The sequence below is a fragment of the Vreelandella sulfidaeris Esulfide1 genome (genome assembly GCF_054072535.1).
In genome coordinates, this window is record NZ_CM133364.1 from 333,612 (window position 1) to 356,613 (window position 23,002).

Genomic DNA, 23,002 nt, shown 5'->3' on the forward strand with positions numbered 1-23,002 from the left:
TTGAGTGAGGAAAGTCGATGCGTACGCCCTTAATTGCCGGTAACTGGAAAATGAACGGTTCCGTGGCGTTGATCAATGAGTTCGGCCGGGCCTTCTCCGAAGCCGTATCGCCAACGAAAGTGGATACCGTTATTATTCCGCCGTTCCCTTATTTGGATGCGGCGCGTAACGCGTTTGAGGGAACGGTGCTGTCATTAGGTGCGCAAACGCTGAACCCCATTCACTCCGGCGCCCATACGGGTGAAGTGAGTGGCCGCATGCTCAAAGAGTTCGCAGTGACTTATGTGTTGGTAGGGCACTCAGAGCGCCGCCAGCTTTATAAAGAGAGTGATGAGCAGATATTTGCACGCCTGCTAGCGGCATTAAGCGTGGATATCACGCCGATTCTCTGTGTCGGGGAGTCACTGGAGGAGCGTGACGCGGGGCGCACGATGGATGTGGTGCTTCGTCAAGTAGGGTACGTAATGTCTCGCCTGGAGCCGGGCCAGCGCAAACAGGTGGTGATTGCCTATGAGCCCGTTTGGGCGATTGGTACTGGGCGCACGGCGACGCCTGATCAGGCCCAAGAGGTCATGGCCGGTATTCGTGCCTACCAAGCGGGTTTTGATAAGGAGCTCGCTGATCAACTGCGGTTGCTTTACGGTGGCAGTATGAATGCAAGCAATGCGGTTGAGCTACTCGCTCAGCCGGATATCGACGGCGGTCTAGTGGGCGGAGCCTCACTTAAGATCGATGATTTTTATGCTATTTGTCAGTCAGCAGGATAACGCCATGCAAGTTGCAATTCTTATGATTCATGTGGTGATTGCGGTCGCCCTGGTGGTACTCATCCTGCTTCAGCAGGGTAAAGGTGCCGAAGCCGGCGCGGCTTTCGGGGGTGGTGCTTCACAGACGGTGTTCGGTTCGCGGGGCAGTGGTAATTTTTTGTCGCGTACGACAGCTATCCTGGCGGCGGGTTTTTTCGTCACCTCGATGGCGTTGGCTTACTTCGCGACTCAAGCCGGACAGGCGCCGGAAGCCGGCATCCCAGACTCGCGTCTGATCGAGCAGCAGCAGAGTGTTCCGACGCTTGACGATAGGCCTTCGGATGTGGATAATACCGCGCCAGTGCTAGAGGAAAGCAACGACTAAGTAGTTGATGATTCGGTCGCTGTTATTTTTTAGTCTCCCCTGATGCCGAAGTGGTGGAATTGGTAGACACGCTATCTTGAGGGGGTAGTGACCGTATGGTCGTGCGGGTTCAAGTCCCGCCTTCGGCACCATCTGTTTTGCTGGCTCGCCAGCTTCCCAGAATGTTTTTATCGTCAGAATGCCAGGTTTGGTTTTTAGGCGAAAAAACAGCTTTAAGTAAGTGCTATTGAAATTAGTAATTCTTGAAATAAGCAATTCTTGAAGCAAGTAGTTCTTGACGTAAGTGGCTTAAGTGTCTATTATCGTCGACCTAGATTGATGCGGGGTGGAGCAGTCTGGTAGCTCGTCGGGCTCATAACCCGAAGGTCATCGGTTCAAATCCGGTCCCCGCTACCATTTTCTAGTGGCATGTTCGTCAGCTGTTTTCTCTATTTGTATAGACTGAATTATATAGATTGAAAATAGCGGCTATCAGGTTAATCCTGGGGCGTGTTGCTGAAACGGTACTTAAGGTTTCTTTTAAAAAGCCCCTTCCAGTGAAGGGGCTTTTTGTTAGCAGCTTTTGGTTAGCTAGAGCGCTAGGCTAACGCCCGCTTGTCGCTAACACGAGTAATCTTAATAGCGGATGCGTCCGTATGAATGGATGCACATTTCCGAGTAACGCCAATCAGCCACCTAGCTTTTCTAATAACTCCTGGCCAGGTGCCTGATGCAACGGCTATAGGAGCTTTGTCTGTGGCCACTAAACACGCTGCGCTTCACGCGCTGATTGAACCTGTTGTTGCCGCTATGGGCTTTGAGCTTTGGGGCATCGACCATCTTTCCCAGGGCAAGAATTCGCGGCTGGTGATCTATATTGAGCGCGAGAGTGGTGTCAGCGTGGAAGACTGCGCAGATATTAGCCGCCAAGTCAGTGCTGTCATGGATGTGGAAGACCCCATTGCCGGTGAGTACCGGTTGGAAGTCTCCTCGCCCGGCATGGCACGCCCCTTGTATTCCCTGGATCAGTTTGCCCGCTTTCAAGGTCATCACGTCGCGCTAAAGCTGCGCACTGCCTTTGACGGGCGGCGCAAGTATCAAGGGCTTTTGGTCGGTGTTGAAGGGGACGAAATACTCCTACAACTGGATGGCGAAGAGTACTGCTTTCCTATTGAAAGTATTGATTCCGCTCACATTGTACCGCAGTTCGACGATTAACCGGGTAGCGGCGCTGCCGGCAGGCTGCCGGGGTGATGCATATAAGGATAGGTTTTCTGGCGAGGCATACGCATGAGTAAAGAAATTTTAATGGTCGTTGACGCGATCTCCAATGAGAAGGGCGTCCCTCGTGACGTCATCTTCGAAGCGGTAGAAGCCGCTCTTGCGAGTGCGTCACGTAAGCGTTTTGAAAAAGAAGAAGCCAATGTGCGCGTGCATATTGACCGGCGTACCGGCGAATACGAAACCTTCCGCTTTTGGACCGTTGTGGAAGATGACGAATTCGAAACGCCAGATTACGAGATTAAAGAGAGCATTGCAGAGCAGCGCGATCCGCCGCTGAAACTGGGTGATGTGGTCGAGAAAAGCATCGAGAACGCTGCATTCGGCCGTATTGCGGCGCAAACTGCTAAGCAGGTTATCGTACAAAAGGTGCGCGAAGCTGAGCGGGCAGAAGTCGTTCGCCAATATGCCGACCGTGAAGGCGAGCTGGTCGCCGGGATTGTTAAAAAGACCACCCGCGATGGCCTGATCATTGACCTGGGTGAAAACGCTGAAGCGTTTTTACCGCGCAACGAAATGATTCACGGTGAGCGTTACCGCATGAATGAGCGGGTGCGCGCCCTGTTGGTTAAAGTGGACCCAGATGCTCGCGGTGCCCAGCTTCAGCTATCACGGACATGCCCCGAGCTGATCATTGAACTGTTTAAAATTGAAGTGCCTGAAATCGCTGAGCAGTTAATTGAGATTAAAGGTGCTGCGCGTGACCCCGGTTCGCGCGCCAAAATTGCAGTTAAGACTAATGATCGCCGCATTGACCCTGTTGGTGCGTGTGTGGGTATGCGTGGTTCGCGCGTTCAAGCAGTCTCTTCCGAGCTGCAAAACGAACGCGTCGATATCGTGCTGTGGGACGACAATCCCGCCCAGTTGGTCATCAATGCCATGGCGCCTGCCGATGTAGGGTCTATTCTAGTGGACGAAGATGCCCACGCGATGGATGTGGCGGTTGCTCAGGATAACCTTGCTCAGGCCATCGGTCGGAGCGGTCAGAACGTGCGGCTGGCTTCTGAACTCACCGGCTGGCGTATTAATGTCATGACCGAAGAGGAAGCGGAGTCTAAGCGCGACCAAGAGATTGATAGCCTGGTGGACTCCTTTATCCAGCACCTTGAAGTGGATGAGGATGTCGCCCGCCTGTTGGTAGAAGAAGGGTTCACAACCCTAGAAGAAGTCGCCTACGTGCCGCTGGAAGAGATGCTCGAAATCGAAGAGTTCGATGAAGATTTGGTAGAGGAACTCCGTGCACGAGCGAAAGACGAGCTGCTAACGATGGCAATCGCCTCGGAAGAAGCGCTAGACGGCGCCCAGCCAGCAGCTGATCTGCTGGAGATGGATGGCATGGAGCGTCACTTGGCCTTCATTCTGGCCAGTCGCGGCATTGTCACCATGGAAGATCTCGCCGAGCAGTCTGTCGACGATCTGGTCGATATCGAGGAGTTGGACGAAGCGCGCGCAGCGGCACTGATCATGACTGCCCGTGCGCCCTGGTTTGAAGTCGATGACGCATCGGGTTCGAACACACAGTAAACAGGTCACGGGCTGAGGAGGGTCACTATGTCAGATATGACAGTTAAAGATTTCGCAGTAAAGGTGGGCCGTGATGTGCCTCGCCTACTAGAGCAAATGAAAGAAGCCGGTTTAAAGCACGCTTCTGAAAGCGATGCTGTGTCTGAAGAAGATAAGCAGAAACTGCTGAGTTTCCTCAAGAAGAGTCACGGCGGTAGCGATACAGGCGATGCAGGTAAAAACCGCATTACCCTGACGCGCAAAACCCGTAGCCGCATCAATACCGGCGAGCGCGGCAAAACCATCGAAGTGCAGGTACGTAAGAAGAAGACTTACGTCAAAAGCGCTGAAAATGAGAAGCCAAAGGCGCCAGAGCCGAGCTATACAGGCCCACGCCAGTTGGTCGGTGATATGGCTGAAGCGGAAGCTGAGCGTAAGGTAAGCGATGCGCGTGCCGCTGAAGAAAAAGCCGCTGCGCAGAAGGCTCAGGCAGCTAAAGCCGCTGAAGAGGCTGCTAGCAAGAAAGAAGCCGCCGCTAAGAAGCCAGCTGAAACCAAGCCGAAAACTGAAAAAGCGCCGGCAACGCCAGATATCGACGTGCCCAATCTTGAGATTGATGACACGCCGTCCGGTGACGATATGCCGCCAGCGCCGCCGAAAGAAGGTCGCTCTGACCGTCGTACCGCTCCGCCTAAGAAAACGGCGGCGAAAGCCAAGGGGCGGCGTGACGATGAAGATCGTGGTGATCGTGAAGAGCGTAAACGCGGTGGCGGTGGTAAGAAGGTAAAACGTGCCGAGCAGCGTCGTGGTGGTCGCCGTGGTGGCAGCCAGGCCGGCAATGGCAAGCACGCTTTCCAGAAGCCGACCCAGCCGATCGTGCGTGAAGTGTCGATCCCTGAGTCTATCAGCGTGGCTGAATTGGCCGACAAGATGTCGATCAAGGCCAACGAAGTGATCAAGGCCATGTTTAACATGGGCGCAGCGGTCACCATCAACCAAACCATCGATCAGGATACAGCAGCGATCGTGGTGGAAGAGATGGGCCACACGCCGAAGTTGGTGAAAGATGACGCGCTGGAAACGGAAATGCTCGAAGGCATCTCCTACGAAGGCGAAGAGATCACCCGTTCACCCGTTGTTACGGTAATGGGTCACGTCGACCACGGTAAAACGTCGCTGCTGGATTACATCCGTAAAGCGAAAGTGGCGACTGGTGAAGCCGGGGGTATCACCCAGCACATTGGCGCGTACCACGTGGAAGATAACCACGGTGGCGTTACCTTCCTGGATACCCCAGGCCACGCGGCGTTTACCGCCATGCGTGCCCGCGGTGCCAAGGCAACGGACGTGGTCATTCTCGTTGTCGCAGCGGATGACGGCGTGATGCCGCAAACCATCGAAGCGATTGAGCACTCCAAAGCCGCTGAAGTACCCATGGTGGTGGCGGTGAACAAGATCGATAAGCAGGGCATCGATCTGGATCGCATCAAAAACGAGCTTTCCCAGCACGGCGTGATTTCGGAAGAGTGGGGCGGTGATACGCAGTTTGTTCACGTCTCTGCTAAGACCGGTGAAGGTATGGAAGAGCTGCTGGAAGCGATCCAGCTGGCCTCCGAAGTACTCGAGCTTAAGGCTGTTCCTTCTGCGCCGGGTAAAGGTGTGGTGGTGGAATCACGTCTTGATAAAGGGCGTGGTCCGGTCGCTACGGTGCTGGTTCAGAATGGCACGCTGAAAAAGGGCGATATCGTCCTGGCTGGCCTGCACTACGGCCGCGTACGTGCGTTGACCAACGAGCTTGCCCAGCAAGTCGATGAAGTTGGCCCGGCCATGCCGGTCGAGATTCAAGGCTTGGGCGGCACGCCGGACGCCGGTGATGACTTCATGGTCGTGGCCGACGAGAAGAAAGCCCGTGAAGTGGCTAACTTCCGCCAAGGCAAATACCGCGAAGTGCGCCTGGCACGTCAGCAGAAGGCCAAACTGGAAAACATGTTCAGCCAGATGGGCCAAGACGAAGTGGCCAAGGTCAACATCGTCCTCAAAGCCGACGTACAAGGCTCGCTGGAAGCGATCAAAGGCGCCCTGGAAGAGCTTTCCACTGATGAAGTCGAAGTGGCTGTGGTCTCCTCGGGTGTGGGCGGTATTACCGGTACCGATGCCAACCTAGCGCTGGCTTCTGAAGCCATCGTGGTCGGCTTTAACGTCCGTGCTGACGCCGCTGCTCGCGAGATCATCGAGCGTGAAGGCTTGGATCTGCGCTACTACAGCGTTATCTACCAGCTGATCGACGAGGTCAAGCAGGCGATGAGCGGTATGCTCGCGCCGGAGTGGAAAGAAGAAATTGTCGGTGTTGCTGAGGTACGCGACGTCTTCCGTGCGCCGAAAATTGGTGCCATCGCCGGCTGTATGGTCATCGAAGGCAACGTGCATCGTAATAAGAAGATCCGCGTGCTGCGTGATGACGTAGTGATCTACGAAGGCGAGCTCGAATCGCTGCGCCGCTTCAAAGACGATGTTCAGGAAGTGCGTAACGGTATGGAGTGTGGCATCGGCGTGAAGAACTACAACGATGTTCAAGTCGGTGACAAGATCGAAGTCTTCGACCAAGTGAAGGTCGAGCGTAGCCTGTAAGGTTACGAGGAGCTAAACATGCGCGAATTTAAGCGTACCGACCGGGTGGCCGACCAGCTCCAAAAGGAGCTGGCGGTACTGATTCAACGAGAAGTGAAAGACCCTCGTTTAGGCATGGTCACGGTCAGCGGTGTTACCGTTAGTCGTGATCTTGGCTACTCAGATGTGTATGTCACTTTGTTGGGTGAGCAAGAGCCTGAGCGTATTAAAGAGAACCTGCAGGTGCTTAAGCGTGCTGCTGGTTTTCTAAGAAGCCAGATTGCTAAGCGCATTAAGCTACGCCACGTGCCGGAACTACGCTTCCATTTCGATGAAAGTGTGGTGCGCGGTCAGCAACTTTCTTCATTGATAGATGAAGCGGTGACCACGGATCGTGCACGTTATCAAGACCAAGAGGATGACGCTGACCAGAGTGAGGAGACTCGCTAGTGGCGCGTCAACGTCGTGGCTTGCCGGTCAATGGCGTACTACTGCTGGATAAGCCCAAGGGCGTTTCCAGCAACCATGCGCTGCAGCGTATTCGTCGGCTGTTCCAGGCGCAAAAAGCCGGGCACACCGGCACATTAGACCCGATGGCAACCGGTTTATTACCGATTTGCCTAGGCGAAGCGACCAAGTTTTCATCGCACTTGCTGGAAGCCGACAAGGTGTATCGCACCCGGGTTGAGCTGGGTGTGATCACCGATACCGGCGATGCGGAAGGTACGATTATTGAGCAGCATGAGGTTCCTAGCCTAAGCGTCGATGACGTGGAAGCTGTACTCACTCGTTTTCGTGGTGAAATTGACCAAGTGCCGCCGATGTATTCGGCCTTAAAACATCAGGGCAAAAAACTCTACGAGTTAGCTCGCGAAGGCAAGCAGGTAGAGCGTGCAGCACGGCGAGTAAGCGTGTATGATGCGCGCCTGCTTTCATTTGATGGTACTGCTTTCGAGCTGGAAGTAAGCTGCAGCAAAGGCACCTACATCCGCACGTTAGCCGAAGATATTGGTCTGGCACTTGGTTGTGGCGCGCACATCAGTCAGTTAAGAAGGCTCAAGACGGGGCCTTTTTTAGCCGACGCCATGTGGACGCTAGAGGCCTTGGAAGCATTGGCCGACCAAGCGGCACTGGAAGCTGAGCTCATGCCCGTGGATGTGCTGGTGGATCATTTACCGTTACTGACGGTAGACGACACCGCCCATTCTCGTTTGGCCCATGGCCAGCCCGCTGCTCTTGAAACCGGCGCATTAGCTCCGGACGAAGTAGCCCGACTTTATTACGCCGAGACGTTTATCGGCCTTGGCGTAGTGAAAGGTGCTCAGGAAGTGGCGCCTAAGCGACTGTTAAGTACCGTCGCTATCTCGTAAGCAGCGTTGCAAGGATGCAGCCGTGTGCGAGAAAATCGCTAGTAGAAAGTAGCAGCTTGAGACTGCAAATATGCGTGGTCTCACCCATTCATTTTTAGGCATATTGCTTACTGGAGAGACAGATGGCTTTAACCGCTGAGAAGAAGGCCGAGATCGTTACTGAATACGGCCGCGGCGACAACGATACCGGTTCCCCTGAAGTGCAGGTTGCACTGCTGAGTGCCAATATCAATGGCCTGCAGGACCACTTCAAGACCAACAAGCAGGATCACCACTCTCGTCGTGGTCTGATCCGTATGGTTAACCAGCGTCGTAAGCTGCTGGATTACCTAAAGCGTAAAGATTTCGAACGCTATCAGTCTCTGATTCAGCGTTTAGGTCTGCGCCGCTAAGTTTAACGGCAACGATCAGAAACGGGCAGCTCCCAAGGAGCTGCCCGTTTTTTTATGGGTCGCATTTAGCAAAGAGGGAGCTGAAAGAAAGAACTGAAAGAGGGAACTGGTAGCCCTATCGCGCTCCAGCGCCTAGAATGGTAACGAGTCAAAACGACCTAAACGAATAGACAAGTAGATATTGATAATGCTGAAGGAAGTCGCTGTGAATCCGGTAAAGAAAACGTTCCAGTACGGTCGTAGCACCGTCACGCTCGAAACCGGGCGTATTGCTCGCCAGGCCACTGGCGCTGTCATGGTTACAATGGACGATACCGTCGTATTGTGTACCGTGGTAGCGAGAAAAGAAGCTAACCCGAGCCAACCCTTTTTCCCCCTCTCGGTACATTACCAAGAGAAAACCTACGCAGTGGGCAAAATTCCTGGCGGCTTCTTCAAGCGCGAAGGGCGGCCGACTGAAAAAGAGACGCTCACCTCGCGTCTGATTGATCGCCCTATTCGTCCGCTATTCCCTAAGGGCTTTATGAACGAAGTGCAGGTTGTCTGTACCGTTCTTTCTACCGATCGTAATCACGATCCGGATATTGCCGCACTGCTTGGCACCTCAGCGGCGCTGAGCATCTCTGGCGTGCCGTTTAGTGGCCCGATTGGTGCAGCCCGCGTTGGTTTTAACGAAGAGCAGGGTTACTTCCTCAATCCCACCGTGGAAGAGCTCGCTACTTCTGAGCTGGACATGGTCGTCGCCGGTACTGAAAAAGCGGTGCTGATGGTTGAGTCCGAAGCCAAAGAGCTGCTTGAAGACGAAATGCTGGGTGCCGTACTGTTCGGTCACCAGGAGATGCAGGTTGCGATTAGCGCGATTAAAGAGCTAACCGCTGAAGCGGGCAAACCGCGCTGGGAGTGGCAAGCTACCGAAGAGAACCAAGCGCTGAAAGCTGCCATTGCCGATGCTTTTGAGGCCAAGGTGGGCGATGCCTACCGCATTACCGACAAAATGCAGCGTCAGGATGCATTGGCGGAGCTGAAAGACCAGGCGATTCAACAACTGGTGGCCGATGAAGGCGAACCGGTTAACGACAAGTTCAGCAAAGATGACGTCAAAGGCGCCTTCGCGGGCTTGGAAAAGCGCGTTGTGCGTTCACGCGTCGTCAAAGGCGAGCCGCGTATCGATGGTCGTGACAACCAAACCGTGCGTCCCTTGGCCATCGAAGTAGGTGTGCTACCCAAAGCACACGGTTCTGCCGTTTTCACCCGCGGTGAGACCCAGGCGATTGCCGTGGCGACGCTGGGTACGCTGCGTGATTCCCAGCTTATCGAATCATTGGAAGGTGAGCGTAAAGACCGCTTCATGCTGCACTACAACTTCCCTCCCTACTCAGTGGGCGAAGCTGGCTTTATGGGTGGCCCGAAGCGTCGTGAAATCGGTCATGGTCGCTTAGCGCGTCGTGGCGTGCAGGCAATGCTGCCGTCAGAAGACGTTTTCCCCTACACCATTCGTGTGGTGTCTGAAATTACCGAGTCTAACGGCTCAAGCTCGATGGCCTCAGTGTGCGGTTCTTCGCTTGCTTTGATGGACGCGGGCGTTCCGCTCAAAGCGCCGGTCGCCGGTATCGCCATGGGCTTGGTAAAAGATCCAGACGGCTTTGCGGTATTGACCGATATCCTGGGTGATGAAGATCATCTTGGCGATATGGACTTTAAAGTCGCCGGTTCTGAAGAGGGCGTGACCGCCCTGCAGATGGACATCAAGATCGAAGGCATCAATGAAGAGATTATGGAGCTCGCGCTGCAGCAAGCACTGACCGCGCGTCTGAGTATCCTCGAGCAGATGAATGTCGTGATCAGCCAGAGCCGTAGCGATGTCTCTGACAACGCGCCGTCCATGGCAACGATTAAAATCGATCCAGATAAAATCCGTGACGTAATTGGCAAGGGCGGCGCTACGATCCGTAAAATTTGCGAAGACACCGGTGCGTCTATCGATCTGGATGATGACGGTACCGTTCGCATCTACGCTGAAGACAAAGCCGCTGCGAAGCGAGCGATTGACACCGTATTGGCGATTACCGCTGAAGCGGAAATCGGCAAGCTGTATCACGGCAAGGTCGTGCGTATTGCCGATTTCGGCGCGTTTGTTAACATTATGCCGGGTACTGATGGTCTGGTGCACATCTCTCAGATCGTTGCCGAGCGAGTGAATAACGTACGTGACTTCTTGAACGAAGGCGATGACGTGATTGTTAAAGTGCTCGATATCGACAATCGTAACCGCGTGAAGCTGTCGATGAAAGAGATCACTGAAGAAGAGAAAGCCGCTTTTGCAGCGGAAACAACGGAAACCGAATCTACGATTTAAGCGTTAATTTATTAATGACGATCTAAATCGCTGGTTAGGTTCCTGACACCGCCCTCGTAGCCTCTGGCTGCGGGGGCGGTGTTTTTTATTGAGCGTAAGCTTATTAAACGAAGGTTGGTTAGGCAGGGAGCAGCAGCTATGGAGCAGGAACAGGCACCGCGCTGGTGGGCGGTGGTGGCCGTGATGATTGGCATCTTTTTATTGGTAACTGCAGAGCAACTGCCGATTGGACTGCTATCTCAGGTGGCATCGAGTATGGATGTTACCCCTGGCATGGCAGGATTAATGGTTACCGTGCCTGGTGTGGTTGCGGCCTTTTCAGCCCCGCTGTTACCGGTTGCTGTAGGACGCTTGGATCGACGTATTATGCTGACGCTACTCATGGTTGTGATGGTGGTGGGCAGTGCTTTTTCGGCATTGGCAAGCAGCTTTGTATTGTTGCTTGCCGCTCGTGTATTGGTAGGGCTTAGCATTGGTGGCTTTTGGGCAGTTGCTGGCAGTATCGCGCCCCGCTTAGTACCCGAGGAGAAGGTGCCTAAGGCGATGACGATGATATTTGGTGGCGTTGCAGCAGCCTCAGTGTTGGGTGTGCCATTGGGCACGCTATTGGGGCATTTCAGTAGTTGGCGAGTGGCCTTTGGGGCGTTGGGCGGACTAAGCTTGTTGACGGCCATTGCGTTGTGGCGCTGGCTGCCGCCGTTACCGCCAAGAGAGCCAGTGCGTCTGCGTGTATTGGCGCAACAGTTTAGCAACCGTGGTGTTCGGGTGGCGGTGTTAACCACGGCTTTTGTGGTGGTCGGGCACTTCGCTGCCTACACCTTTATTAGTCCCATCCTGCAGGAGATCAGTGGTATTTCCCAACGCCATGTGGGCAGCTTGCTACTGCTTTATGGGGCGGCAGGCATTGTGGGCAATATTGCGGCAGGCATGTTCGCCGGACGGCATCCTTACCGAGCAGTGCTGGCGATTCCCAGCCTGCTGCTGGTCTTCGTCGCTGCATTTCCTTTGCTGGGTGTACAGCCAAGTAGCGGCGTTATGCTGCTAATGGCGTGGGGCGCAGTATTCGGCAGCGTATCGGTCAGCATTCAAACCTGGATTTTGCGCACCGCGCCGAATACCGAAGCCGCCACGGCGTTGATGGCGTTTACCTTCAATATGTCGATTGGTTTAGGGGCAATGCTAGGGGGGCGCTTGGTCGATGGCACTAGCCTGTCCATTGCCATGTGGGCCGCGTCAGGATTATTCCTACTGGGCGCGCTATTGGTATGGCGAACGCCTTCGCGCATTGTGGGGGAAAAGCGTCGTTGAGCAAGAACGAACCAAAAAAATACCCCCGTAAAAACGGGGGCATTGTTTGTTAGTTGCCTGAGAGGAACGATTAAGGCCGTTCAATAGCCAAGGCCACACCCTGACCACCGCCGATGCACAGCGTCGCGAGGCCTTTCTTGGCATCGCGGGCAATCATTTCATGCAGCAACGATACCAGCACGCGGCAACCGGAAGCCCCGATAGGATGGCCTAAAGCGATTGCGCCGCCGTTAACGTTCACCTTGCTGACATCCCAGCCCAGCTCTTTGTTGACCGAAAGCGCTTGTGCAGCGAACGCCTCGTTGGCTTCTGCTAAATCCAGGTCGTCCAGGCTCCAGCCCGCCTTTTCCAGGCAGCGGCGTGTCGCTGGTGCTGGGCCAATACCCATAATGGCGGGGTCAACGGCAGCGTTAGCATAACCGGCAATTCGCGCTAGCGGTTCGAGGCCAAGCTCTTTGGCTTTTTCAGCGGAACAAATCATCACCACGGCAGCACCGTCGTTTAATGAGGAGGCGTTACCCGCGGTAACGGTGCCATCTTTTTTAAACGCAGGCTTCATGCCGCCAAGTTTTTCGGCAGTGACTTCGCGCGGGTTTTCGTCGGTATCAAAAACGACCGGATCGCCTTTGCGCTGAGGGATATGTACCGGCACGATCTGACTTTTGAATTTACCCTCTTTGATAGCATTCGCAGCGTTCTGCTGGGACTGAGCGGCAAACTTATCCATCTCTTCGCGGGTAATACCGTATTTCTCGGCTAAGTTTTCAGCGGTGATGCCCATGTGGTAATTGTTAAAGGCGTCCCACAAGCCATCGTGTACCATAGTATCGATCGCTTTCCAGTCGCCCATGCGTTGGCCGTTACGCGAGTTGGGCAATACGTGGGGAGACGCAGACATGTTCTCCTGGCCGCCCGCCAGAATAAGTTCTGCATCACCGCAGCGAATGGCTTGTGTCGCTAGGTGGACTGCTTTAAGCCCAGAGCCACATACTTTATTGATGGTCATGGCCGGGACGGAATCCGGCAGGCCCGCTTTGATGGACGCCTGACGAGCTGGATTTTGACCCACACCCGCGGTAAGCACCTGTCCTAGCAGCACTTCGTCAACTTGATCAGGGGCGACACCAGTGGATTCGAGGATATCTTTAATCACTAAAGCGCCAAGATCACTTGCAGGGATGCCAGCAAGCGAACCACCAAAAGAACCAACAGCGGTGCGACGAGCCGCAACAATGACTACTTCTTTCATAAGATGACTCCTGGAATAAATAACAGACAGTCTGAAGCCAGATGCCTGATAGGCGTACTCTGTCAGCCGTACTCTTTTATTTGTACTCTGTCAGCCGTCTCTTCAGCATAGGGGAAGGGGGTGCTTTGCGGCAATACGCATTTATAGGCAAATAAAAACGGGCCAACATGTGGCCCGTCATCGAAAAGGGTTAGATACGCTAAGACTACGCTAATTGGACGGGAATAATATTGCTGGTGTGGCTGACGTGGTTGCCTTCCTGGAGATACACCAGCGCAGGCTGATGGGTTTCCAGTTCGGTATTAGAGTAGTGGGCGTAGCTGCAAATAATGATGCGGTGGCCCGGTGCGGCGAGGTGGGCCGCAGCGCCGTTGATCGAGATGAGCTTGGAGCCTTCTTCACCGCGAATAGCGTATGTAGTGAAGCGTTCTCCGTTTTCGACGTTGTAAATTTGAATCTGCTCGTTTTCGCGAATACCCGCTAGGTCGAGTAAATCACCGTCGATGGCGCAGGAGCCTTCATAGTTGAGTACTGCATGAGTAACGCGTGCCATGTGCAGCTTGGCTTTGAGCATAATGGTATGCATGTGAATTCCTTTATGACCCGATGTTTGGTTATTCTCTGTTACCACTGACAGTGCTAGCCGGGAGTTGAACAGGGAGGTTGTCAATTAGCCGCGCAGGACCTAGCTTGGCAGCCGCCAGCAGTATCGCCTGGCGCGTTGTAGAGCTAACTGGGCCGAGCATGGTATCGCGCAGCTCTAGGTAATCTGGTGTAAAGCCCGCATCATACAGCGTGGTGTTGCCCTGGTGTAATACCTTTTCGATAGACTCGCCGCGCTCCAATGCGCTACGCAGTGTACATAGTGTGCGATACAACGCGGGCGCTTTAGCTCGTTCCTCGCTATTCAAATAGCCATTGCGTGATGACAGCGCCAAGCCATCCTCCGCGCGAACGATAGGCACACCGATAATCTCGACCGGCATGTGCAGATCCCGCACCAGCTTGCGAATGACGGCAAGCTGTTGGTAATCCTTTTCCCCAAAGCAGGCAATGTCTGGCTGTACCAAGTTGAACAGCATGCTGACCACGGTGGAAACACCGTCGAAGTGACCTGGGCGTGAACCGCCGCACAGCCCTTCACCCACCATGGGCACATGGACACGGGTCTGTGCGTCCAAGCCGTTGGGGTAGAGCGAGCTCACCGCCGGGGCGAACAGTACGTCGCAGCCGGCTTTGATAAGCTGCGCTTGATCGGCATCAAAGGTACGCGGATATCCGTCTAAATCTTCCCCTGGGCCGAATTGCATTGGGTTTACAAATAGGCTTGAGACTACGATATCGGCGTGCTGGCGCGCGCAGGCCACCAGTGCTAGATGCCCGGCATGGAGGTTACCCATGGTGGGCACCAAGGCAATGCGCTGACCGCGCTGGCGGTGTTCCTGCAGCGTGCTACGTAGCTGATCAATTTCTCGCAAAGTGCGCATAGTCGTTTCAAGTTAATATTAAAAGGTGGCGGAGAGGCGAGCCGTTCGAAACTGTTTTTTGAACCTGTCTTTAAAGAAGGGCCTTAAAGACCGTTTTCAAAAACAGTGCTCTTGGGCCGGGAAGGTGCGGTTTTTGACGGCGTTGTGGTAAAGCTCGAAGGCTGCTTGAATGTTGTCTGCGTCGGTCATGAAGTTTTTAACGAAGCGCGGCGTGCGACCGTGGGTGATGCCGAGCACATCGTGCATGACCAGAATCTGACCATCGGTATCGGGGCCAGCGCCAATGCCGATCACCGGCACATCCAGCGCTTCGGTCACCGCTTTGCCCAAGCTGGCAGGGACGCATTCGAGCAGGATCACCGAGGCACCTGCATCGACCAAAACTTTAGCATCGTTAATGATCCGTTCGGCATGAGCGGCGTCACGCCCTTGCACTTTATAACCGCCTAACTGATGCACCGTTTGGGGGGTTAAGCCCAGATGGGCACAAACCGGTACGCCGCGGCGGGTCAGTTCTCGAATGCCATCGGCCATCCATGCTTCGCCTTCCAGCTTAACCAGTTCCGCCCCTGCACGCATCACGACGCCCGCATCTTCCAGCATGCGCTCGGTGGTGGCGTTGCTCATAAATGGCAAGTCAACCATCAATAGGCTATGGCCTTTGCCACGTGCCGCGCAGCGGGTGTGGTAGGCAATGTCGTCGATAGTGACGGGTAAGGTACTGTTATGGCCTTGTAGCACCATGCCCAGCGAATCGCCGACCAACAATACATCAATGCCTGCCTGGCTTGCCGCATGCGCAAAGGAGGCGTCATAGGCGGTCAGGCAACTGAATGTCTCACCAGCCTGCTTGTAGGCTTGCAGCGTGCTTAGGGTGACGGTTTTCATGGCGTACTCTCGTGTTCTACGTAAGGCCGATACGACAAAGGCTATGCTTGAAAACGTGCTGCGCTTACTGAATTTTCAGACATACCCGAGGCAGCCGACCATTATTGTGTATGGCGTAACCGGCAATTGTTACCTGAATGGGTGGTCGGTGTCGAGATTTGTGTCAAATGGTAGCGTTAGCCGCACACTAGGCGTCGGGTAGGCGTTCCAAGCCTTGTTTCTCAACTCGTTCAAGCCATTCAGATAGCGGCTGTTGGAGAAAGTTGAGCGAGGGGGCGATCTCTGAAAGAGGGAGGAGTACAAAGGCCCGGGCAGTCATTTGCGGGTGTGGTACGCGCAAACGCGACGAATTAATCTGGTCATTAGCGTAGAGCAGCAGGTCAAGGTCGAGCGTGCGGGGCCCCCAGTGACGCTGGCGGCGGCGGCGATGCTGTTGTTCCAGGGCCTGAAGTTGGTCAAGCAGGGCCAATGGCGAAAGGCGCGTTTCCAGCGCTACCACGGCATTGATAAAGTCCGGTTGGTCCTGCGGCCCGACAGGACGACTAGCATAGAGCGATGACGCTGCTGTCAATCGACTCAACGGCAGTGTGGCAAGCTCGTTCAGGGCTTGAAGAACTTGCTCAATAGGTGACTCAAGATTGCTGCCAAGGCCAATATAGGCAAGTTGAAATGCCACTATTGGGTCTCGCTATTCTGTCGCACGCGGCTTACGCCGCCGTTTGCGACGACCATCGCCTTGACTTGCCGGGTCGCCGCCAACTTTTTGCAGCAAGCGACGCTGCTCGTGCTCATCACCGCGCTGAAAGGCGGTCCACCAGTCGCCCAAACCGCGCGGTATCTCGCCCGCTTGTTCACGTAGCAGGAGTAAGTCATATCCCGCTCGAAAGCGTGGATGCTCACGAGTTTGAAAGGCTTTTTTACCACGCCGTTGAGGCAGCCGCTGCTGCAGTTCCCAAATTTCCCGCATGGGAATACCAAAGCGCTTGGGAATTGATGTGAATTCTAACTGACGAGAGACCACTTGCTGAGCGGCGGCTTGCAAGGCAGGAATAGCCGGCATGCCCTCTTGCTCCAGCTCTTCCTGGCGTTGTTTAACCGGCGCCCACAAAAATGCTGCCAGCAGGAAGGCCGGAGTGACCGGGCGCTCTTCGGCAATGCGTTTGTCGGTATTGGTAAGCGCTTGCTCAATTAGCTCTTCTGCCCAGGCGGCATCGGCCATGGCTTCTTCTGCTTCAGGGAACAGCATGCCGAATAGACCGTAGTGGCTCAGCATACGAAAGGTCACTAAACCATGGCCCGACATAAACAGCTTGAGCACTTCATCGAATAGCCGCGCTGGCGGTATCTGCAGCAGCAGCGGCGCCTGATCGTACATCGGCGCTTCGGTGGCAGGGTCTAGTGTGAAGTCCAGTTTGGCTGCAAAGCGCACCGCCCGGAGCATCCGCACGGGGTCTTCGCGATAACGCGTCGCCGGGTCGCCAATTAAACGCAGGGTGCGCGTTTCAATGTCCTTCGCACCATTGGCAAAATCGGTGATGCTGAAGTCGGCAATATTGTAGTAGAGCGCATTAACAGTGAAGTCGCGACGCAACGCATCCTCTTCGATATTACCCCATACATTGTCGCGCAGCAGTAACCCTTCATCGGACTGGTGGGCAATGTGATCGCCATGCTCGTCTTGGGGTTTGCCACGGAAGGTGGTGACCTCGATGACCTCGCGGCCAAAGCGCACATGGACAATCCGAAAACGGCGGCCGATCAGTCGCGAATTACGAAACAGATCGCGTACCTGCTCGGGAGTGGCGTTGGTGGCAACGTCGAAGTCCTTGGGCATTTTGCCAAGCAGTGCATCGCGAATGCAGCCGCCCACCAAGTAAGCGTCGTAACCTGCGCCACTAAGGCGATAAAGCACTTTTAGAGCAGCATCGCTAATATGTTGGCGAGAAACAGGGTGCTCGGACCGAGGGATGTTACGTGGAGAGAGTGCGTTGGTAGTGCTCTCTTGGGGATCGAGCAAGGTCTTCAATTGCTCCCCCGGGCTGTGTAGGAAACGGGTAAATCCTTTAAACATGCGATAATTTCAACTCGCAGGGTACGAAAAAATAGTCATTATTAAGCACTTCAAACGAGTACTGAACATAAACAGTTAGTGGCTGAGTGTAGCCGACCCTCTATGTCTTGCAAAGAGGGGCTTGCAAAGAGCTGTTTACAAAGCACTTGACGCTTGCGCGGATAACGCAAGCCTCAGACACGGAAAAGGGAGGCTAAGAGAGCCTCCCCTATTAAGCAGCAAATCAGCGTCCATGCTGCTGTTTTTCTTCATGATGGCACATCGCCCTGAATACGCACCGCAGTCGGTAGGCGTAAGGATCACGATGGTTCCGACCGCCTCGTATTCAAAACAATAATCCAACCGCGAACTTTTCTCCCCCCGGGGAATTATTATTGGCGCCGGGGTGTACACATTGACTGCTATTGTTGTTGTTAGGATGCAAGTTCTTGTATACGTCGCGTCCTTTCGGGCTACTTACACTCTTTATTGTTGTTGTCAGCGCCTGTGTTGCCTGCGCCAGTAAGTAATGAGACTCAAGCCTGTTGTTTTTATTGGTACCGTTATCTCTACCTGGCCCTGTTGTTTTTATTGTGGCTCAGGTTAGGGCGGATCATGTTGTTTTTGTTAGTGACCTACCGCTATGCCCATTTTGTTTTTCTTACTCAGTAATATTGCAGGCGCTGTGCCACCTGTTAGATAAATCATAAATTTCAGGTGGTTGGCATTTTAAAAAAAGTATAGGAATTTTTTGGTGGGATAAGTGTTACCCCTTTTGCGTCCGTTTGTGCACGCCGTTGTGTGGGAAGGTAACAGTTTTATAGCCGCGAAGAAGCGGGCAATTGCTATTTAAATCAGCATATTAGACGATGGTCTTAGTTGGCCGCTGCCAAGCCGATACCAGCTCATTAGCCTGGACGGCGGGCAGTTTTTTTGCGCGGTATGCCTAGCCGCTGGCGCCGTTCCCAGAGGTTTTTCCGGCTAATACCGAGCTTTTGCGCCAGCTCGGTTTCACTCATTTGATCTTGGTGTTCAAGTACAAAGTGCTGAAAGTAATCTTCCAAAGAGAGGTCATCTTCATTCTCTTCAGCGGTTTTATCTACGCTGCCGCTGAGCACTGAGGAGCTGGCGGAAGGGGAATGGGGACGCGTCGGTGTTGGCGTCAAACCTAAGTCATCCGGGTGGATGAGATGCCCCTCGGCAAGAATAACCCCGCGTTCAAGGGCGTTCTCCAGCTCACGAACATTGCCCGGCCAAGGGTAATCACGCAGGTCCTGGCGGGCCGCTCGGGATAGGCGCAGGCCCGTGCGCTCATGACGTTTACACGCTTTGTCGAGCAGAATATCGGCAATCTCAAGGACGTCCTCCTCACGCTCGCGCAGGGGGGGCAGCTCGATCTGCATGACATTCAGGCGGTAGTAAAGGTCGAGGCGGAACTCGCCGGTTTTTGACAGTGCGCGTAGGTCACGGTGGGTGGCGGCAATTAAGCGGACATTAACGTGGCGGGTTTCTACCGAACCAATTTTACGGATTTCCCCCTCTTGCAGCACACGTAACAGGCGCGCCTGGGCATCCAGCGGCAGTTCACCAATTTCATCCAAAAATAGCGTGCCGCCATCAGCGGCTTCCACCAAGCCTGTGCGTGCTGCGCTGGCGCCGGTGAAAGCCCCTTTCTCATGGCCGAATAGTTCGGATTCGATCAGTGTTTCGGGAATTGCCGCGCAGTTTACGCTGATCAGTGGTGCTTTAGCGCGCTTACTCTGCTGGTGAATGGCGCGCGCCACGAGTTCTTTGCCAGTGCCCGACTCGCCTAGAATCAATACGGTGACATCGGCTGGCGCGGTTTTACGAATGCGGGTATACACCTGCTGCATGGCAACGCAGTTGCCGATCATGGTCTGGCGGCCGCCGCCTGCGTCAGTGATATCCGGCGGCGGGCTTTGCTGCATCGACTGCTTATGCAGGATCCGCTCAACGGTTTCCAGCAGTTCGGCGTGGTCAAACGGCTTGGCGACATAATCCACCGCGCCCTGTTTTAACGCATCTACCGCCGAGCGCATGCTTGCATAGCTGGTCATGATCAATACCGGCACGGGGGCTGCAGCGGCAATCAGAGATGTACCTGGCTCGCCGGGTAGGCGCAGGTCGCTGATAATGAGATCGAACCCTGTAAGTTCAAGCTGGCACGCCTCCTCCGCATTGCCGGCTTCGCTGACCGTGTAGTCGTGACGTTCCAGCAGCCGCTTTAACGCGCTGCGAATAATCGCTTCATCTTCAACAATCAGAATCCTGGGCATGGGTTAGCTGATCATCCTGTTGGTAAAGCGGCAGCCATAAGGTAATGGCAGTGCCGCGAGGCTGTCCGGGCGGTGGTGAGGCCACCTCTATTTTACCCTGGTGCTCGGCGATAATTTGATAAGCCAGTGAAAGGCCGAGACCGGTGCCTTCGCCTGCTGGTTTGGTGGTGGTAAAGGGTTCAAATAAGTGATCACGTACTTTTGGATCGATGCCCTGGCCATTGTCGGTTATCCGCCACCAGGCAAGTTGCTCATGGCAGCCTGCGTCAATGTGCACTTGCCCACCTGGGCCGCAAGCATCTCTGGCATTGCTGAGTAGGTTAACCATCACCTGGGTTAACCGTTGAGCATCGCCACGTACCACCAGATTATCGGGTATAGCATACGTTAAAGTAACATCCTCTCCCGAGCGGGCTAGGTGGATCAAGTGCAAGGCATCTTCGCTTATCGATGCAAGCGCAACGGGGGAGCTGGGGAGTGGCACCGTTTGACGACCACCGTGGGCAAAGCCAACCAGTGAGTTGACGATTTTGGTGACTCGCTGAGTGAGTTGCTGTATTTGGTCAGCGGTTTCCAGCAGCGCCGGATCGCTGGTGTCATAGCGTAGATTTTGCGCCAGTGACGAGATGCCGGTAATCGGGTTGCCGATTTCATGGGCGACCCCGGCAGCTAGTTGACCGATTGAGGCGAGGCGCGCTGCATGCACCAGCTCGTCTTCCAGCCACTTCATTTCGGTATGGTCTTCAATCAGGATGACACTACCGCCGCGGCTGTCATGGCCGCTGAGAATCGCTTTATGCAGGGTCAGAAAGTAGTCCTTGCCGTGCAGCGTAACGGGCTGTTTATAAAGCGGCGTTGTCGTGGCCGCTAATACGCTCCCCAGCAGGCTGGGCCAGGGGGCGGGTAGGCTGTCGCGGCGCGAGCCGATGACGCTTTCACCGCTGATCCCCGAAAGCTGTGAAAGTGCTTGGTTCCACATCAGCAGCTCATCATCATCGCCCAATACGCATAGCCCTACAGGCAAATAAGCCAGCGTTTGGCGATGGTGGCGGCGCAAGCCATCAAGTTCCCGGGCTAGCCCGGTGAGCCGCGAGCGGTAGGCTTCCAAGCGGCTCTCGACAAAGTGGATGTCGTCGGTTTCAGGGGTGTTGTCGTGGCGGTAGGGAAGGTAGCGGTCAACAATATCCCGCGCCACGGATGGCCCCATTAATCCTGAAAGATTGGCCTGGATTCGGTCGCGTAAACGGCGCAGTGCGTAGGGGCGACGCTCTTGAGGCGTTAAGTTGAGCGCTTTCAAAGCACGAGCAACTTCGCGGCTGGCGGCTTCATCGCCGAGGGCATGGGCCAGGTGGGCGGAAAAGTCGCTAGCCGTCGCGGCTTCTAATGGAAAACGCTTGGAACGGATCACCGCATCCACCGAACACGCCTCCGCGGCGGATTGTTCCCCTTCAGAAGTACGCGTAAACAGCGATATGACAATCAGTAGCAGGATATTGGTGGTTAACGACAGCAGCGTGATGTTGTACCACAGCGGTGCATCGGCGGGAGTGAGCGGCGTAAAGGGCAACGATGGCGCAGGCAGGGAGAACATAAGTGGCACCCAGAGGCCCCACAACCACACAATGACGCCCGCGACCAAGCCAACAATCATTCCTTTACGGTTTGCGCCCGGCCAATAGAGGAGTGCCAGCATGCCGGGCAGGCATTGGGCCATACCCACAAAGGCGGCTAATCCCAAGCCGATTAAGCCGTGATGGCGGCCTACCCACTGGTAAAACAGCCAGCCGCTAATGATCACCGCAACCATCAGCCCACGACGTAACCACAATAGCCAGCCGTATAAATCGCTGCGTGCCTCTGGCGGCCTAGCCACCAGCACAATGTGGTTGAGCAGCATGCCAGATAATGCCAGGGCGATCATAATCATGGTGCCACTGGCGGCGGCGAGTCCGCCGATAAACGCCAGCGCCCCTACCCACCAGTGTTCTGTCATCACAAAAGCGGCATAAGCCGCGATGGGGATGTCGGGATTGACTGATTGAGCCGCCCACCAAATCAAGGGTACGGGCAGCGCCATTAGCAGTAAAAATAGCGGCAGCGCCCAGCTGGCTTGTAGCAAGGTATGTCGCGATAGGCTTTCTGCGAAACTGATATGAAACAGGTGCGGCATCATAAAGGCCGCGGCGAAAAACAGCAGTAGCAGGGTTCGCCACTGAGCTGGATCAAGCTGAGGTGTCTGTTGCTGAAGGGCGGCGCCAGGACCTTCCAGCCACAAGTGAAGGTCGCCAGGGCCGTCAAAAACCATCCACAGTGCCACCGCGCCGAGCCCGAGCATTGCCAGCAGCTTAACGAGGGATTCGAACGCGATGGCGCTGAGGAGGGTGTCATGGCGGCCATGAGCCTGAGAGTGACGTGCGCCAAACATCACTGAAAAGATGGCAATCAGCGCACAAAAAAGCAGCGCAACGCTGCTCCCTGCTTGGCTGGCGCTCAAAAAATCGATGGCATCGCCCAGGGTTTGTACTTGAATGCCGAGCAGGGGAAGCACTGCCAACAGACTGACTAAGGTGACCAGCGTACCCGCCCACCGTGAGCGAAAGCGAAAAGCAAACAGATCTGCAAGAGAGGTCAACTGATAGGTGCGGGTGATGCGCTGAATAGGCACCAGCAGGACGGGGGCGAGCAAAAATGCCCCTGCTGCGCCTAGATAGTAAGCAAGAAAGCCAAACCCTGCATGGGCGGCCATTTCCACGCTGCCGTAAATTGCCCAGGCGCTGGCGTAAACACCCAGTGTAAGGGTATAGACAATCGGGTGGTGGGTAATGCGAACGGGCACCCAGCCACGTTCCACTGCAAAGCCACAGCCAAACAGTAATGCCAAGTAGCCTAGTCCAAGCAGCAGGACGCCAACTATCTCAACGTGCACCTCAACGTTCATCAAGCTTCCTCTTTTGCTCCAGCCAGAGCGTTAAGGCAATCAAACCGCCCCAGATGGCAAACGGGCGGTACCAGGCAGACTCAGGGTCACTCCAACCGTTCATTAGCAGCGGTGAGAGCAAGTAACCGCCGAACACCAAAAACAACATGATGCGATAGACGTACAT

Annotated in this window: 19 protein-coding genes and 2 tRNA genes; 12 read left to right on the forward strand and 9 right to left on the reverse strand. The window is 54.8% G+C overall.

The features are described from left to right. The first annotated feature begins 17 nt into the window (after nucleotides 1-17). From tpiA to ACW44H_RS01670, 12 genes are all read left to right on the forward strand, one after another. The gene (tpiA, locus tag ACW44H_RS01615) at nucleotides 18-767 is read left to right on the forward strand and encodes a triose-phosphate isomerase (protein WP_113269740.1); all 750 of its coding nucleotides are present in this window, start codon (nucleotides 18-20) and stop codon (nucleotides 765-767) included. Between the two features lie 4 nt (nucleotides 768-771). Continuing rightward, on the forward strand, nucleotides 772-1,131 hold the full coding sequence (secG, locus tag ACW44H_RS01620; protein WP_457506397.1) for a preprotein translocase subunit SecG: 360 nt from the start codon (nucleotides 772-774) through the stop codon (nucleotides 1,129-1,131). Nucleotides 1,132-1,175: 44 nt separating this feature from the next. Continuing rightward, nucleotides 1,176-1,262, forward strand: a tRNA-Leu gene (locus ACW44H_RS01625). A gap of 188 nt (nucleotides 1,263-1,450) precedes the next feature. Then, a tRNA-Met gene (locus ACW44H_RS01630) sits at nucleotides 1,451-1,527 on the forward strand. Nucleotides 1,528-1,866: 339 nt separating this feature from the next. Next, entirely contained in the window at nucleotides 1,867-2,328 is a 462-nt protein-coding gene (rimP, locus tag ACW44H_RS01635; RefSeq protein ID WP_113269738.1) for a ribosome maturation factor RimP, read from the forward strand. Between the two features lie 72 nt (nucleotides 2,329-2,400). Then, nucleotides 2,401-3,915, forward strand: coding sequence for a transcription termination factor NusA (gene nusA, locus ACW44H_RS01640; protein WP_113269737.1), 1,515 nt, complete (start codon nucleotides 2,401-2,403; stop codon nucleotides 3,913-3,915). A gap of 27 nt (nucleotides 3,916-3,942) precedes the next feature. Next, nucleotides 3,943-6,522 (forward strand): translation initiation factor IF-2, encoded by a 2,580-nt coding sequence (infB, locus tag ACW44H_RS01645; protein WP_447045415.1) that lies wholly within the window; start codon nucleotides 3,943-3,945, stop codon nucleotides 6,520-6,522. Between the two features lie 18 nt (nucleotides 6,523-6,540). After that, complete coding sequence (rbfA, locus tag ACW44H_RS01650) at nucleotides 6,541-6,951, forward strand: 30S ribosome-binding factor RbfA (protein WP_113269735.1); 411 nt, start codon at nucleotides 6,541-6,543, stop codon at nucleotides 6,949-6,951. Next, nucleotides 6,951-7,871, forward strand: a complete 921-nt coding sequence (gene truB, locus ACW44H_RS01655) for a tRNA pseudouridine(55) synthase TruB (RefSeq protein ID WP_457506400.1) — start codon at nucleotides 6,951-6,953, stop codon at nucleotides 7,869-7,871. The genes rbfA and truB overlap by 1 nt, the downstream gene beginning before the upstream one ends. A 122-nt stretch (nucleotides 7,872-7,993) precedes the next feature. After that, nucleotides 7,994-8,263, forward strand: coding sequence for a 30S ribosomal protein S15 (gene rpsO, locus ACW44H_RS01660; protein WP_007111823.1), 270 nt, complete (start codon nucleotides 7,994-7,996; stop codon nucleotides 8,261-8,263). A gap of 187 nt (nucleotides 8,264-8,450) precedes the next feature. Next, entirely contained in the window at nucleotides 8,451-10,619 is a 2,169-nt protein-coding gene (gene pnp / locus ACW44H_RS01665) for a polyribonucleotide nucleotidyltransferase (RefSeq protein WP_457506402.1), read from the forward strand. A gap of 138 nt (nucleotides 10,620-10,757) precedes the next feature. Further along, nucleotides 10,758-11,927: an MFS transporter gene (locus ACW44H_RS01670; RefSeq protein ID WP_457506404.1), complete on the forward strand. Its 1,170-nt coding sequence runs from the start codon at nucleotides 10,758-10,760 to the stop codon at nucleotides 11,925-11,927. 70 nt (nucleotides 11,928-11,997) lie between these two features. Here ACW44H_RS01670 and ACW44H_RS01675 read toward each other — a convergent pair whose 3' ends face one another. The 9 genes from ACW44H_RS01675 to ACW44H_RS01715 form a co-directional block, all read right to left on the reverse strand. Next, complete coding sequence (locus ACW44H_RS01675; protein WP_457506406.1) at nucleotides 11,998-13,176, reverse strand: acetyl-CoA C-acetyltransferase; 1,179 nt, start codon at nucleotides 13,174-13,176, stop codon at nucleotides 11,998-12,000. 205 nt (nucleotides 13,177-13,381) lie between these two features. Continuing rightward, a complete protein-coding gene (gene panD / locus ACW44H_RS01680) occupies nucleotides 13,382-13,762 on the reverse strand; it encodes an aspartate 1-decarboxylase (RefSeq protein ID WP_113269730.1) in 381 nt (126 codons plus the stop codon). Nucleotides 13,763-13,790: 28 nt separating this feature from the next. Beyond that, nucleotides 13,791-14,663, reverse strand: a complete 873-nt coding sequence (panC, locus tag ACW44H_RS01685; RefSeq protein ID WP_457506408.1) for a pantoate--beta-alanine ligase — start codon at nucleotides 14,661-14,663, stop codon at nucleotides 13,791-13,793. A 96-nt stretch (nucleotides 14,664-14,759) separates the two neighbouring features. After that, entirely contained in the window at nucleotides 14,760-15,551 is a 792-nt protein-coding gene (gene panB, locus ACW44H_RS01690; protein WP_457506409.1) for a 3-methyl-2-oxobutanoate hydroxymethyltransferase, read from the reverse strand. A 187-nt stretch (nucleotides 15,552-15,738) separates the two neighbouring features. Next, complete coding sequence (gene folK, locus ACW44H_RS01695; protein WP_457508889.1) at nucleotides 15,739-16,230, reverse strand: 2-amino-4-hydroxy-6-hydroxymethyldihydropteridine diphosphokinase; 492 nt, start codon at nucleotides 16,228-16,230, stop codon at nucleotides 15,739-15,741. A 9-nt stretch (nucleotides 16,231-16,239) separates the two neighbouring features. Beyond that, nucleotides 16,240-17,622: a polynucleotide adenylyltransferase PcnB gene (gene pcnB / locus ACW44H_RS01700; protein ID WP_113269726.1), complete on the reverse strand. Its 1,383-nt coding sequence runs from the start codon at nucleotides 17,620-17,622 to the stop codon at nucleotides 16,240-16,242. Nucleotides 17,623-18,509: 887 nt separating this feature from the next. After that, nucleotides 18,510-19,898: a sigma-54-dependent transcriptional regulator gene (locus ACW44H_RS01705; RefSeq protein ID WP_457506411.1), complete on the reverse strand. Its 1,389-nt coding sequence runs from the start codon at nucleotides 19,896-19,898 to the stop codon at nucleotides 18,510-18,512. After that, nucleotides 19,876-22,836 (reverse strand): ATP-binding protein, encoded by a 2,961-nt coding sequence (locus ACW44H_RS01710; RefSeq protein WP_457506413.1) that lies wholly within the window; start codon nucleotides 22,834-22,836, stop codon nucleotides 19,876-19,878. The genes ACW44H_RS01705 and ACW44H_RS01710 overlap by 23 nt, the downstream gene beginning before the upstream one ends. Next, nucleotides 22,826-23,002 (reverse strand): hypothetical protein, encoded by a 177-nt coding sequence (locus ACW44H_RS01715; RefSeq protein WP_175540387.1) that lies wholly within the window; start codon nucleotides 23,000-23,002, stop codon nucleotides 22,826-22,828. Before ACW44H_RS01715 ends, ACW44H_RS01710 begins: the two co-directional genes overlap by 11 nt.

Coding starts and splice junctions, on each gene's coding strand:
- tpiA (WP_113269740.1), top strand. CDS start 18: ATGCGTACGCCCTTAATTGCCGGTAACTGGAAAATGAACGGTTCCGTG.
- infB (WP_447045415.1), top strand. CDS start 3,943: ATGTCAGATATGACAGTTAAAGATTTCGCAGTAAAGGTGGGCCGTGAT.
- ACW44H_RS01705 (WP_457506411.1), bottom strand. CDS start 19,898: ATGCCCAGGATTCTGATTGTTGAAGATGAAGCGATTATTCGCAGCGCG.
- secG (WP_457506397.1), top strand. CDS start 772: ATGCAAGTTGCAATTCTTATGATTCATGTGGTGATTGCGGTCGCCCTG.
- panB (WP_457506409.1), bottom strand. CDS start 15,551: ATGAAAACCGTCACCCTAAGCACGCTGCAAGCCTACAAGCAGGCTGGT.
- nusA (WP_113269737.1), top strand. CDS start 2,401: ATGAGTAAAGAAATTTTAATGGTCGTTGACGCGATCTCCAATGAGAAG.
- panC (WP_457506408.1), bottom strand. CDS start 14,663: ATGCGCACTTTGCGAGAAATTGATCAGCTACGTAGCACGCTGCAGGAA.
- ACW44H_RS01675 (WP_457506406.1), bottom strand. CDS start 13,176: ATGAAAGAAGTAGTCATTGTTGCGGCTCGTCGCACCGCTGTTGGTTCT.
- ACW44H_RS01715 (WP_175540387.1), bottom strand. CDS start 23,002: ATGTACGTCTATCGCATCATGTTGTTTTTGGTGTTCGGCGGTTACTTG.
- ACW44H_RS01710 (WP_457506413.1), bottom strand. CDS start 22,836: ATGAACGTTGAGGTGCACGTTGAGATAGTTGGCGTCCTGCTGCTTGGA.
- ACW44H_RS01670 (WP_457506404.1), top strand. CDS start 10,758: ATGGAGCAGGAACAGGCACCGCGCTGGTGGGCGGTGGTGGCCGTGATG.
- panD (WP_113269730.1), bottom strand. CDS start 13,762: ATGCATACCATTATGCTCAAAGCCAAGCTGCACATGGCACGCGTTACT.
- rbfA (WP_113269735.1), top strand. CDS start 6,541: ATGCGCGAATTTAAGCGTACCGACCGGGTGGCCGACCAGCTCCAAAAG.
- pnp (WP_457506402.1), top strand. CDS start 8,451: ATGCTGAAGGAAGTCGCTGTGAATCCGGTAAAGAAAACGTTCCAGTAC.
- pcnB (WP_113269726.1), bottom strand. CDS start 17,622: ATGTTTAAAGGATTTACCCGTTTCCTACACAGCCCGGGGGAGCAATTG.
- rpsO (WP_007111823.1), top strand. CDS start 7,994: ATGGCTTTAACCGCTGAGAAGAAGGCCGAGATCGTTACTGAATACGGC.